Genomic DNA, 12,054 nt, shown 5'->3' on the forward strand with positions numbered 1-12,054 from the left:
CCGTCCAGCGAGATCCCCGAGCTCGGGAGCTTCGCCATCCGCGACATGGGTCAGACCATCGCGGCCGGCAAGGTCCTCGAGGTCCACGACAAATAAATGCAGCAGGCACGCGTTCGACTCGCGGGCACGAGTCCAGACGACTTAGACGACATCTGCGACGACGTCCGCGAGATCGCGAACAACACCGGCGTCAACCTCAGCGGTCCGATCCCGCTGCCGACGAAGACCCTCGAGGTGCCGACCCGGAAGTCGCCTGATGGCGAGGGCACCGCGACGTGGGAGCACTGGGAGATGCGCGTCCACAAGCGCCTGATCGACCTGGACGCCGACGAACGCGCACTCCGACAGCTCATGCGCATTCAGGTGCCAAACGACGTTTCGATCGAGATCGTCCTCGAGGACTGATCCGAGGCGATCGCGGTTTGCGGTGCGTTTTCACCGTTTTCTTGGACGTGCGTGCGTAGCGGTTCGCTCGTCGTGTCTACTTTTGCTCTCGGCCGCCATCGCTGTCTTTGCAGACCGACGGCGGGACTTTTGGTCGTTGCCACCCACTAGCCGGTATGGTAAACGGCTCGTCGCGATCGGGATACGGCTCCCAGCCGCGGGCGGGAACGGGCGGGGGCTCGAGATCAGGCCGGGGTTCGACGCCCTCCGACGAGGGCTCGAGCGGTCCGGTTTTCGAGTTGCTGGTCGTCTTCGTCGCCGTCTTCGTCGTCCAGGGAGTGACCGAAATCCTGGGGATCATGGTCGGACTGTTCGTCCTCGCGCCGCCGCTGACGACGAACCCGTGGACGATCATCTCGAGCGTCTACGCTCACGGCGGTCTCGGTCACCTCGTTTCGAACAGCCTTGCGCTGATCATTTTCGGCTGGCCCGTCGCGCGGGCGACGACGCGACTACGCTTTCACACCTTCTTTGCGGTGACGGGGGCGGTCGCGGGCGTCTCGCAGATCGTGCTGACCGACGTCGCCGCGTCGCTGCCGTTCATCGCCGTGACGCCGACCGAAGGCGTCATCGGCGCCAGCGGCGCCGTGTTCGCCCTCTTTGGTTACCTCGTCGCCTCTAACCGCCTCTCGGCCAGTCTGGCCTCGTTCGTCGACGTCCCGCGGTGGCTCTCGATCCTCGTCTTCCTCGGACTCGCAACCGCCGTCACGATCGCGACGGGAGCGCCGGGCGTCGCGTTACTGGCTCATTTCACCGGCTTTTTCGTCGGCTTGCTGGCCGGCCGGGCTCGAGTGTTACACGTCGGTTCCCAAACCGGATCGAAACGCAGCGTGTGAGTCGCCGTCCCGAAGTGAAAACGTATTTTTCTGTCAGCTGTGAACGGAAGCTATGGTCAGCTCTCGACTCGAGCAGACGCTCGCCCGCGCCGACGAGGAACTGTCCCTTTCGTGGGCGGTCGTCGCCGCCGTAATCGGCGTCCTCGCGGTTCGACTCCTCCTCGACGGAACCGCATCGCTCGAGGAACTCCTCCGTCTCGTCGGCTACACGGCGGCGGTCGTCGCCCTCGCCGTCGATCGCGTTCGTCAGTGGAGCGGCACCTGGTTCCTGTGGGCGCTGCTTTGCGTCCACTTCGCGACGCTGTTCGGCGGGCTCGTATCGGTGGCGCTGCTGGTCGCCGCCGGCGGCTTGGCTATCGTCGGCGTCCAACACTGGCGCGGCGAACTCGAGTTGTGAACGGCCGGGTCCCGCGCTCGCTCGCGGTCGGTATCTTTCCCCGTGGTGATCCCTGCCGTCCCGTCCGCGAAACACAAGGTACAAATAGATCTCGCGGGTAGGAACGTGCGAGGGCTCGTAGATCAGTGGTAGATCGCTTCCTTCGCAAGGAAGAGGCCTCGGGTTCAAATCCCGACGAGTCCATCAGAATTTTGTAACGTTTCGAATTATCTGCTCAGTCGCCGCTGTAGCGACTGCATTCGAATTATGCAGTGAGGTTTCTCGCGTAGAAACCTCCCCTGAAGAGCGAGTGATTGCGCGGACGGGATTCGGGTCCGTGCCGTCCTGCGGTTTTATCGAAGGAAATCGGGGGTGGTCGGCGTGACGGTCGCGCCGTGGTCCTCGATCGGCACCGAGTCGACGTGCCGTCACTGCGGGGCGCACGTCTCGGATCGATTCTGCCGAGTCTACGGCGACAACAGCGACCGCGCCCACCGCTGTTCGGAGTGCGACTCGTACCGGCGGCTGACTCGCGGCTCCGCAGCTGGGAAAGCGCTCGCGATCCCGGACCCGGAGATCGCCGAGGGCCACCACGGAGGTGAGTCCGATGTCTGAGTTCGTTCCCGCCAGCGAACTCTACGACCTCGAGAGTCGGACGCCCATCGCCCATCCGGCCCATCAAGCGACTGACGCCGACGTTCGGCGTGCGCTCGAGCAGCGGGAGATTCGAACCGACGGCGAACGAACCTCGAGCGATACTGAACCGTGCAGAAATTGCTCGAGGGGGGATTACAACGTAAGAGACCACTCGTGGCCGCAGTCAGTGCATTCGAAATCGAATACTGTCTTTCCATCAGCGGCCCGTTTAGCAATTTGTTCGCCAAACCCATCACATTCCGGGCAGAGGGAGCTTATCACTGTCTTTGACTGTTACAACCGGTTGTATTTCAGCAATCTACCCAATTGTGTGGGTGGTTCAACTCTCGAAAGTCATCTAACCTCGCTTCAAAAGAGCAGACTACACACAAGAGGTGACCGATGAGCCGCCTCGTCGACTCCGACGAGTGCGAGCGGTGTGAGGATGCATCGGTTCCCGCGACCCAGCGGCTCTGCTCCAGCTGTGCTCGAGAGGTTCGGCGGGCTCGAGGTGGTCCGCTGTGAGTTCGCGACGTTCGGCCCTCGAGAGTCCGAAGGCCAGCGGTGACGCCCTCGAGGCGGAGATCGTCCAGACGGTCGACGCCCTCGAGATCGTCAGCGATCGAGTCGCCACCTGGCACGACGCGCGGACGACGGCCGTCCTCGAGGCGAGCCGATCGCTGCCGTTCTACGGGATCGTTCTCGTCGAGCCCGAGACGCCGGTCGAGATCAAAGGCTGCCAGATCGAGACGAGCAACGGTGACCGCTCGACTCGCGGACGGTTCTACGTCAAACGCGCGGCTCACGAGCAGCTGCTCGAGGCGGGCGGGATGTACCTGCTCGTGGTGTACCTGCCGCGGCCGAGGCTGCCCCAGGTCGCCCGCGCGATCGTGCCGGCGACGCTCGTCGACGAGTTGCTGGCCGGGCGGTGGTACGAGGTCGGCGGCTCGCGGTCGGAACAGGAGGTCGCGAAACTGTCCTGGTCGCACGTGATCGATCCGGCGGGCGTCGACCCGTCGGTGACCGTGGAGGGATCGCGATGAGCGTTGACGCCGATCGCGACGATCGCGACCTTGAGGGCGAACTGGCGAGCGCGAACGCTGGCCGACGCGGGATCCCGGTCGACGCGATCTGCGTGGGCTGTGGGCGGACGCACGTCAAACGCGCCAGTCCCGAGGAGATGGATCAGCACCCGCAGGTTGATCCGACTACCCTCGAGGCGACCGACTGCACGTCGTTCAAGCACGTCTGCTACCGCTGTGGCGGTACCGAGTGGTGGAATCCGATCGCCGTTCTCACCGGCCTGCTCGAGCACGAGCGGGGTGAGCAAGAGTGACCTCGGATCACCCGGCGACGGCCGCGCACGAACTCCGGGGCTACCTCACGTACACCGATTACGGCGATTCGCCGTACTGGCAGTGGGGAAAGGTCGTTTCGGCGTTCAACGGCGGTCGGAAGGACATCAACATCGACATCGACAACGAGCGATGGGTCGTCTCCGTCGGCTACCAGGAAGGCGGCCTCGAGCCGCGGCCGTCCGACGCAGTCGACGGGAACCTTCGGGAGTACCGCGTCACCGCACACGGCGAGAAAGAGCGAAAGCTTCCGCTGCTGATTCAGCCGCGACTCGATTGGTCGAGTGACCGTCGCCCGCAGTCCGTCCCCGCCGACCTCGGGCTCGCGACGAACGTCAAACTCGAGCAGTGCGTGAATCTCGACCCCGAGGAAATCGAGGAACTGATTCCGCGCGTGCTACGCACGATCGCGAAGAAAGCGGGCGTCGACTGGCATCCCGAGTACTTCACCGGCACGCCGCACGAGTACTCTCGAGTAACGCAGTACGAGCGGTATCTACGCGCGGATCGGGAGTACGCGCGAAAAATCGTCAGGAGCGACGGCATCTTTCATCGCCTGTTCCATCTGCTCGCCGACCAGGAGGGATCGAAGATCGTCTACTCGGCGGACAATCGTGACGTTGTGGGCTACAATCACCAGCTTCGGTTGCCGACGCGCGCTGTCTCGGAGATGTTCCCCGACGGCACCCGTCACGGCCTTCAACTCAAGCATTACCACCCCGAGCACGTCCGTAAGGGCGACACGGGTGACGACGGCGAACTCGACCCGCTGTACCATCCAAAACTCGGTGCGCTGTTCAAGAAGGGACTGAACGACGGCGCGCACCCCTGGCACGAGATCGACGACCTCACGCAGGAACTCGAGGAGACGCTGATCAACGTCCTCGAGTGGGCGGACGTACCGACGAAAGGCTCGACGTCGTTCGTTTCCGACTGGCATTTCGACGCCACCGAGCGATCAGAATACGAGATCGCGCTATTCGACGATCCGACGCCCGCGGTCGAAGCCGACCAGGAGTCCGTGTTGATCACGACGATGACCCGACTGTCCGATCGCGACCAAGACGTACTCGAGCGGGTGGCGCGAACGGACGGCGGTCAGGCGCAGGTGGGCGAGATCGCGGACGACACCGAATGGTCGACCTCGACGGTCTACCGAGCGCTGCGCAAACTCGGCGATCTTCTCGAGAACGAGAACGGAAACGTCTCGTTCATTTCGGCGAAGATTCGCGATCGCGTTCGCGAGCTCGTCGAGCAACTCGACGAGACTGTTGAGGCGACGACGCGAATTATCGAAGACACGCTTGACGTCGATCCGCACGACCTCGAGCGGAAGGGACGTGCGTGGCAGAACTGGTTGACGCGCTACGGCGCCGAGTTAGTTCGCGACGGGGAACAGCCGACCGAAGACGCAAAGATTCGCATTCGCGAGATCCTGAACACCTACAAATCGGTGAGCTACGATAACGTCGGTGAAGTTCTCGAGTACGGACGGATCGCCTGGATCAATGCGGGTCGCGATCCGGCGACGTTCGACGAGGCGATCGTCGTCTTCAACGTAGGCAACGGGAACACGATGAGCGGACGTGCTCGCGGGCTGATCGATCGCCACGCGCCGGGGTAGCTCACTCCGGTTGGTAGTGGCAACGCTGGTTCTCGTATCGTTCTTTTATAAGGAAGCGTGATTTTCACCCCGAACCCCCGTTTCAGTTGGACACCGCGTTTCGTGTGGAGCTACTTTTTTCCAGTCAGTAGTGCGTGTAACCCATTCGGCGTTCCCACCGGCTGCCAACATCCCCTTAGCGAGTGTGTCTAACGACACAAAATCAAAATATACACCGCCCCGCACAGCACCGCTGTGCCGAAAATTCGGCAGTTTTAGCGTTCAAATCACGTCTCTATTGCCCATACCTTGTTTACAAGAATTTCCACCTGAAGGACTTGAAACGGAGGTACAGAAACCATAATTATCCACTAATCAAAACCACTATCTATATTATGGATATCGAGACCGCGCTTACCATCGTAAGTCTATCCTTCCTTTATATAGCCTACAAGAGAAGAAGTTTAAACTCAAGAAAGTCGGTTGAAGAGGAGATGTGGTCACATCTTCAACCGGAATATCATATGACTCCAGGGGTGCTTATACAACAGTTTCCTGGATATACGTGGCCAGATGAATTCTATTTTACAGTCTGGGATGTAAAGGTAAAGGAAAGGGGTAGCAAGATGAAAAAATGGTTGCCGGGCAGAGGATTCCAAGGTACAACTCAAATCTTTATAGAATTCCATGGAGCAGAACCTCCAATAGAATCAAAGATTGATGATCCATACTATAATCGGTCAATTGTAACAGTGAAATCAGACTATAATAAGAGGGATGGAATGAAGATTATCTTCCAATCTGTAGATGCGGATTTTGTAGACCGATCTCTTAGGAGGTTAGCTAATGATATCACTCGTATTCATTTGGAGAGGGCAAATGAGGACTTATTGAGGAATTTGAATGTCCTGAACAGTTGATAGAGCTTCACATTCGGCTAAATACTGAGGTTAGGTCAAGGATTTATTAGGCTTGGTGGATCATTTTCTATCATGCAGAAGTATTCAACAGCGAATGGGGACGAAATTCAAATAATCGCACAAGACCCAGACTTGTCATTCTCAAGTGACATAGATATTAGATTATCTAGTCAGCACAATCAGCCGGGTGAACATGGGACAATAAAAAGTAGTTCTAATGAGATGCTGATTCAGAGACTATTCGATCAAGACATAATATTCGATATTATAATAAAACCATCTGGGTCGACGGGGCGGAAACAATATACGGGCTGCATAATCAAAGGATCGGGTTGGAAATGGGAAAGTACTGGAGGTCCATAGCTAAATTGAGAAGTACATAAGTCAGCCTCCATCGGCATTTCCTAAATCAGCTATTATCACATTTCCTCTGCCGGTTGTACGTCGACAGATCCAGTTTCCCGAATATGCACACGAGACGCGAAACGTCGTGTGCACATCCAGCGGCGATCGCCGTGACGAACCCCACGACCCCTCGGACAGAGTGATAGAAACACCCCTGATTATGGGCTGTGGGCCGGGTTGAGTGAGACGAAAAAACTAGGATCTGGTGGGTCGTGTGTACGAGTATGCGAATCCGAACCGACGGCGATTACGCATATCGCATGGACGCAATCGAGCGCGCAGCGAACTTCTACGACTGTAACAAGACGAAAGCCGTCGTCTCAGCCTGCGACGACGTGCCCCGGTTGATCGAAGCCGCCCGTGCCGTCCTCGAGCGCGACGACCTCACTCACGAGCAGCGCCAAGAGATTGCTGAGACGCTCTCGACTCGAGCAACGACATTCGAAGTAGAACAGTCGGTGACCGTTGACCGCGATTAGCAGCTATTGGGAAGACAACATCGTTATGAAGCGCTGAAGGCAGCAGGTACGTGTACAAAATGGCCGAATCTCCACAAGTATTATACTTCAGTATTCGAACTTACTTTCATGGGAAATAATGAGATACTTCTTGGAATTTTGGGCCTACAGATAGCCATTATTGCGGGAATAACTGCGATTCTCGAAGAGTTGGCTCCTGCAGCCGAAGGTGGAATGGTTGTTCTGATGTGGGCCAGCATTCTGATTACGCTCTTGGGATTTTTGGTCGGTAGAGTCGAGTAGTACTGGAAGATTTCGGTGTCTTCTTCACCTCCACTGAATGCGAGTTTCACGGCCAATCTGAACGAAAAAGCTGGTCTCTGTCCACTGTTAGAAGACGTCGTCGATCGCGATCTTCGCCTGCTCGGTCCCGCGGTGATCGCCGCCGCCGTGCCACCGCAGCAGCGGGAGGTTCGACGCCTGGACCATCTTGTCCTTGACGACGGTACAACCACTTCTCCCGTGCGGGCGATAGACGACGAAACAGTACCAGCCGTCCGCTCGTCGAAGCTTCTCGTGGTACTCGCGATAGACTTTGAAGTTCCCCGGTTGACCGTCGCTGTGCTTGAGCATGGTGCTCTTGATCTCGACGGGCGTTCCGTTTCCGAACCTGGCGTCGTGCCAGCTGGCCCGCTCGAGTTCGAACCGACGTTTCCGAGCCATCCGCTTTTCGCAGATCGTCCCGAAGTGGTTCGCTCGCTTCGATCGGTTCATCCACTACCTCGCGTACGCGCTCGTCGCGCGCCTTTCTTTTTTCCTCCGCTTGCTGCAGCGCAGGAATTGCGGCCGATGGGCCGTGCGTCGCGGCCCTGTCGGGCCGCGCCGCCCATAGCTACTGTAAACGGGGGTGCGTAACCGTAACCAGCGTACCAGAGCGGCGCCGTCATGCGATTACCTCCTCGACTTTGCCAAGCGTCTCGGCGTGCTTGCCGTCGTTGCGGTACTCGTTCCAGCGAGAATTGACCCATCCGTGGCTGTACGGGATGTATTTCGCGGTTTCACGATCCGTCATTCCCTCCTCTTTGCACCGGATTGCGGTCCGGATCGCGGTCATCTTTGCGGCCTCGTCAGCCTCCAACTCGTCGGTTTCGTCGCCGTACTGCGACCAGTTCCAATCGCTGGCCTCCTTCGTGTTGTACCGGAAGTCCGTCGGCGGGACGCCTTCGATCTCGCCCTGGATGTCTGCCAGCTGCGCACTCTTGATCGAGTCGGCGATGACCGCTTTCTTCTTCGAGACTTTCTTGACGATCGTGCCGACGCGCCAGAGCATCGGATGGATCGATCGTTCGCCGTGTGCGATGTAGATCAGTGCGCCGCCGTACTTGCGGATCTTGTACACCAGCGGCGCCATCTTCTGGCGGGTTTCGTAGCCCTGCTTTCCGGTGCCGCTGGCCGCCGAACTGAACTCGTCGCCGATGAACAGCTTCGGCCGCTGGCTGTGCTCGAGGGGATCGCCGTCCTGTTCGACCCACTCCATGAGGGTGCCGTAGTCGGGAATCCAGCCGTCCTGAACGTCGCCGTCGTCGTCTACCCAGCGATCTTTCTCCTCGAGGCTCTGGATGTTGGTTCCGAGTAGGGAGTTCTCTCGGTTGAGCGCCCGCCAGCGCTGCGCGAGGAGACAGGCGAAGTCGGTCTTTCCGGCGCCCATTTCGCCCAAGACGACGATTACCGGCGCCGGACCGTCGATGAGTTGGTCGACAGTACCGATCGCTTTCATTCCCGATACGTCCGCTCGCTTCGAGGTGTCTCCGACCATGTGCTTGATCGTCGGCATATCGCCGTTTTCCATCGCTCTGCGGAAGGTTTCAGTCCCTTCGACCATCCGGATTTGACGGTGTTTCTCGAGGTCTTTGCACTGGCCCGGCATCTTGTCGGGCCGCTCGGCGTCGGTCGGGTCGTAGTGGATCTCTCTGATCGACATGGCCCGGCTGATCGTCTCGTCGCGAACGATGCCGCCGTGATCGGCGATCTCACGGTTCTCCCGCTGGCCGAATCCTTCCTGGTACTCGCGCGCTTCGCCCGTGACGTGGAGTGCGTTCTCGTCAGTCATCGGTCCATCTCCATTCGGTATGATCGGCAAGAATCGGTGAGGTCCCCGTTTGCCGCTGTTTTGCGAGAACGTCGCCGAACCGTGCTGCCTGTCTGAGCGCGGTATTGGTCCTCCCGGTAGTGTTCGGTTCGTCGAAAACGAACACCGTTGGTGGCTCTACCGTCCGATTCCGTAGCTCTCCGTCGTGGATGTATCTCATTCTGAACCTCCGTTAGCCGCTGGTTCGCCCATGCCCATGCCGCCCTGCTCGATCGTGACCGGCTCGCTGCCGCCCGGCGCGGTCGCGTCGAAGTCGTGTTCGTACTCGCCGAGGTCGGAAATCTCGTCGGAACTCCACTCGTCGACGTCTTCCTCGGCGGCTTCGAATCGGTCCTTCACGCTCGTTTTCTGGGTCATCAGTCCGCGCTCGTCGGCCTCCGCGTGCGCGTTGATCGTATCCCGCTCGATCTCGACGCCCATCCGACTGATTCGACCGCGGAGTTTGTTGTACGCGATCGCCGTCTCGATGAGCTCGCCGTGGATGTCCTCGAGCATGGCCTTGACCGTGACCAGTTTCGAGTCGGCGATCTGCGAGAAGTAGCAGCCGGTGACGATGAGCGTCCCCGTCTCGCCCTGATCGGGATGCCAGTCGAACTCTCGAACCTCGAACGCTTCGCCGTCGTTCACTCGGTATGGGCTTGGGCCTTCGACCGTCTTGTCGTCCCAGACGCCCGGCTCGACGTAGTACTTCTCGCGTACGTCTTCCACGCCGTTGATGTGGTGTACCTCGATCATGCGCCGCTGTCGGAGCTTGCGCGCCCCCGTGACGAACAGGGCGAGCAGCGGCGGCCCCAGGAGCAGCGACGCCGCGAACATTCCTCGAGCGACCGGCGGCACGCCGGGCACCGAGGGTCGAATCCAGATCAACAGCGCGCCGAGTGAGACCGCGATCCCCATGACGATCAGCTGCGCCTCGGCGAGCAGGTACGTCAGGCGATCCGCCCAGGAATCGAACGTTCCGCTCGTATCGCTCACGCTTCGATCACCCCGGATTCCTCGCTGCGGAGCACGTAGACCGTCCCGATGGCCGCCAGTGCCACCGACATGAAGATGCCGAAGAACAGGCCGCTCTCCCCGCCGAACGTCTCGAACGGGTTCTCGTCGGCGTCGCTCGGATCCGACATCTCGCTCGTGATCCGCGCCGTCGTCCCCTGGACGGTGACGCCGACGGCCGACGCACCGTGAACCTCGGCTACGTCCATCGTGATCGTCGTCTCGCCCGGAGAGATCGTGTACTCCCGGTTGTACGGTTCGACGATGCCGTCGCTGTCGATGCCCTCCATTGCGTCCGTGACCGTGACCGTCTGGTTCCTGGCGTGGTCCGACTCGAAGGTGATCGTCGCCGTCCCGTCCTCGAGCTCGTACTCGAGCACGCGGAGATCGTCACCGAACGCGAGCTCGTACTCGGCCGACTCGTTCTCGGTTTCGTTGCTCGGCTCCTCCGCGATCGCGCCGCCGACGCCCATGCCCATCGCCAGCGCCAGCGCTGCGATGACGAGCACAAAACAAATCCGCCGCATGGTCACTCACCCAGTCCAGGGATAAGGTCAGTCACGAACCCGATCACTGCGAGGGCGACGATGCCGATGAGACCGAGACCGAGCCACGTTGCTCCGTCCGAATCGAGCGGATTCGGAAAGGTGATGTCAATATCAGGGCCGCCTTCTTCCTCCATATCGTCGGTCGTCTGTCGCTGTTCAGAGTACCACGCTGCCTGATCGAGAGCGCGGGCCGGATCGCGGGCGGTCTGCTCGTAGCCCGTGATCTGGTAGCGGTCGAGTTCATCGCCGTCCTCGTCCTCGATCGACTCGATCACAAACGAATCGCCATCTCCGAACGAGATCCGTTCAACGTCGTCCCCGTCGATAGCGACGAAAACGGCGTGCCCAACGTCGACCTCCTCGCCTGTCGGGATGAACGAGTTTAGTTCTCCAGCCGGGTCGATCTCGATGGTCTCGAGTTCGCCCGCGTCGTCGACGATCTCGTCGTCGAGCTGGTAGACGTAGCCGTCGTCGGTCTCCTCGAGTTCGTCGCCGGGGATCGCGGCTTCGTCGTCTTCAAACTCGAGGTCGTAAACCGATTCGGGGAGGAATGAGTCATCGTCGATGACCAACTCTCCGTCGTCAAGCTCGAACTCCCACGGACTCAGTTCCGACCAGTCCCAGTCGAGATACAGCACGCCCTCGAGACCGTCGTCGATCTGGTCGGAGTCGGACGACAGCGTGACCGTTGTTTCCGCGTCGGCTGGAGGAGCGAGGCCGAGGCCAGTTAGCTCGGCGTGGAGCCGGGTCACTTCGTCGGCGTCCCCGAACTCCTTGATGTAGTCCGTGGGAGAGAGGATGTCAACAGCCTCTATTTCGCCGCTATCAACCTCTTCATAAATTGAATCTATATATGAGTTTATCCCGCTCTGAACCTCAGACTCAACCTCTCCAATAGCGTCATGCAGACGTTCCCAGTCATTGGTCTCATCCTCAAAATCTAATACCGTCAGAACCGCACCATCAGGCGCCTCAGCAGTTATTTTGGTCGGATAGAAGCGAGACGCATCACCTGGGTCGTAAGTTCCGAACACTGCGCTGTTCGGATCTATGGAGACAGGAGAAAACTCAATAGCATCGGAGTCGGTATTCGCATCACCGTTTTCAGCAACCCCCTCATATTCAATATCAAGCGCATAGATCGTTTCCGTCTCGCCAGTGGCTAACTGGTAATCGTCTACTGAGACAGAGATCCCTGTTAGATATGCCTCCTGCAATTCATAATCACGATGGTTTTGTTCGACGCTCTTCTGTAGGAGATTGTTGATACTGCTCAGCTGTCGCTGTGGAATCGAAGAGAGCAAGGACACCGCGTCAGCGGTGTCCGTTAG

General features: G+C 59.4%; 16 protein-coding genes and 1 tRNA gene. 12 read left to right on the forward strand and 5 right to left on the reverse strand.

The window, feature by feature from the left end:
- The 12 genes from C493_RS24240 to C493_RS23480 form a co-directional block, all read left to right on the forward strand.
- Positions 1–96: elongation factor 1-alpha C-terminal domain-related protein (locus tag C493_RS24240; RefSeq protein WP_007260357.1), on the forward strand; the 96-nt coding region annotated here is incomplete at its 5' end.
- Positions 97–405 (forward strand): 30S ribosomal protein S10, encoded by a 309-nt coding sequence (rpsJ, locus tag C493_RS15225; RefSeq protein ID WP_004215311.1) that lies wholly within the window; start codon positions 97–99, stop codon positions 403–405.
- 155 nt (positions 406–560) lie between these two features.
- Positions 561–1,280, forward strand: coding sequence for a rhomboid family intramembrane serine protease (locus C493_RS15230; protein ID WP_007260358.1), 720 nt, complete (start codon positions 561–563; stop codon positions 1,278–1,280).
- A 52-nt stretch (positions 1,281–1,332) separates the two neighbouring features.
- Entirely contained in the window at positions 1,333–1,677 is a 345-nt protein-coding gene (locus tag C493_RS15235) for a hypothetical protein (RefSeq protein WP_007260359.1), read from the forward strand.
- Between the two features lie 111 nt (positions 1,678–1,788).
- A tRNA-Ala gene (locus tag C493_RS15240) sits at positions 1,789–1,860 on the forward strand.
- A 168-nt stretch (positions 1,861–2,028) separates the two neighbouring features.
- Positions 2,029–2,271, forward strand: coding sequence for a DUF7563 family protein (locus C493_RS15245; RefSeq protein WP_007260360.1), 243 nt, complete (start codon positions 2,029–2,031; stop codon positions 2,269–2,271).
- Positions 2,272–2,813: 542 nt separating this feature from the next.
- Positions 2,814–3,335, forward strand: a complete 522-nt coding sequence (locus C493_RS15250) for a hypothetical protein (protein ID WP_007260362.1) — start codon at positions 2,814–2,816, stop codon at positions 3,333–3,335.
- Entirely contained in the window at positions 3,332–3,628 is a 297-nt protein-coding gene (locus C493_RS15255; protein ID WP_007260363.1) for a hypothetical protein, read from the forward strand. The genes C493_RS15250 and C493_RS15255 overlap by 4 nt, the downstream gene beginning before the upstream one ends.
- Positions 3,625–5,271, forward strand: a complete 1,647-nt coding sequence (locus tag C493_RS15260; protein WP_007260364.1) for a helix-turn-helix transcriptional regulator — start codon at positions 3,625–3,627, stop codon at positions 5,269–5,271. The genes C493_RS15255 and C493_RS15260 overlap by 4 nt, the downstream gene beginning before the upstream one ends.
- A gap of 374 nt (positions 5,272–5,645) precedes the next feature.
- A complete protein-coding gene (locus tag C493_RS22750; RefSeq protein WP_152421177.1) occupies positions 5,646–6,170 on the forward strand; it encodes a hypothetical protein in 525 nt (174 codons plus the stop codon).
- 629 nt (positions 6,171–6,799) lie between these two features.
- A complete protein-coding gene (locus C493_RS15265) occupies positions 6,800–7,054 on the forward strand; it encodes a DUF7692 domain-containing protein (RefSeq protein WP_007260365.1) in 255 nt (84 codons plus the stop codon).
- Positions 7,055–7,162: 108 nt separating this feature from the next.
- Positions 7,163–7,336, forward strand: a complete 174-nt coding sequence (locus C493_RS23480; RefSeq protein WP_007260366.1) for a hypothetical protein — start codon at positions 7,163–7,165, stop codon at positions 7,334–7,336.
- Between the two features lie 87 nt (positions 7,337–7,423).
- On the opposite strand, the gene C493_RS15270 is transcribed toward C493_RS23480, so the two are convergent.
- The 5 genes from C493_RS15270 to C493_RS23255 all read right to left on the reverse strand — a co-directional run.
- Complete coding sequence (locus tag C493_RS15270; protein ID WP_007260367.1) at positions 7,424–7,807, reverse strand: hypothetical protein; 384 nt, start codon at positions 7,805–7,807, stop codon at positions 7,424–7,426.
- Between the two features lie 169 nt (positions 7,808–7,976).
- A complete protein-coding gene (locus C493_RS15275) occupies positions 7,977–9,143 on the reverse strand; it encodes a hypothetical protein (RefSeq protein WP_007260368.1) in 1,167 nt (388 codons plus the stop codon).
- Positions 9,144–9,338: 195 nt separating this feature from the next.
- Entirely contained in the window at positions 9,339–10,157 is an 819-nt protein-coding gene (locus C493_RS15280; RefSeq protein ID WP_007260369.1) for a hypothetical protein, read from the reverse strand.
- Positions 10,154–10,702, reverse strand: coding sequence for a hypothetical protein (locus tag C493_RS15285; RefSeq protein ID WP_049889402.1), 549 nt, complete (start codon positions 10,700–10,702; stop codon positions 10,154–10,156). The genes C493_RS15280 and C493_RS15285 overlap by 4 nt, the downstream gene beginning before the upstream one ends.
- A gap of 2 nt (positions 10,703–10,704) precedes the next feature.
- Positions 10,705–12,054, reverse strand: a 1,350-nt coding sequence (locus C493_RS23255) for a hypothetical protein (RefSeq protein ID WP_152421178.1), incomplete at its 5' end; no start/stop codon positions are given.

The organism is Natronolimnohabitans innermongolicus JCM 12255, assembly GCF_000337215.1.
GTDB lineage: Archaea > Halobacteriota > Halobacteria > Halobacteriales > Natrialbaceae > Natronolimnohabitans > Natronolimnohabitans innermongolicus.

What these genes read in the sequence shown, in the direction of transcription:
- rpsJ (WP_004215311.1), top strand. Translation starts at nt 97, where the DNA reads ATGCAGCAGGCACGCGTTCGACTCGCGGGCACGAGTCCAGACGACTTA.
- C493_RS15230 (WP_007260358.1), top strand. Translation starts at nt 561, where the DNA reads ATGGTAAACGGCTCGTCGCGATCGGGATACGGCTCCCAGCCGCGGGCG.
- C493_RS15235 (WP_007260359.1), top strand. Translation starts at nt 1,333, where the DNA reads ATGGTCAGCTCTCGACTCGAGCAGACGCTCGCCCGCGCCGACGAGGAA.
- C493_RS15255 (WP_007260363.1), top strand. Translation starts at nt 3,332, where the DNA reads ATGAGCGTTGACGCCGATCGCGACGATCGCGACCTTGAGGGCGAACTG.
- C493_RS22750 (WP_152421177.1), top strand. Translation starts at nt 5,646, where the DNA reads ATGGATATCGAGACCGCGCTTACCATCGTAAGTCTATCCTTCCTTTAT.
- C493_RS15265 (WP_007260365.1), top strand. Translation starts at nt 6,800, where the DNA reads ATGCGAATCCGAACCGACGGCGATTACGCATATCGCATGGACGCAATC.
- C493_RS23480 (WP_007260366.1), top strand. Translation starts at nt 7,163, where the DNA reads ATGGGAAATAATGAGATACTTCTTGGAATTTTGGGCCTACAGATAGCC.
- C493_RS15270 (WP_007260367.1), bottom strand. Translation starts at nt 7,807, where the DNA reads ATGAACCGATCGAAGCGAGCGAACCACTTCGGGACGATCTGCGAAAAG.
- C493_RS15275 (WP_007260368.1), bottom strand. Translation starts at nt 9,143, where the DNA reads ATGACTGACGAGAACGCACTCCACGTCACGGGCGAAGCGCGCGAGTAC.
- C493_RS15285 (WP_049889402.1), bottom strand. Translation starts at nt 10,702, where the DNA reads ATGCGGCGGATTTGTTTTGTGCTCGTCATCGCAGCGCTGGCGCTGGCG.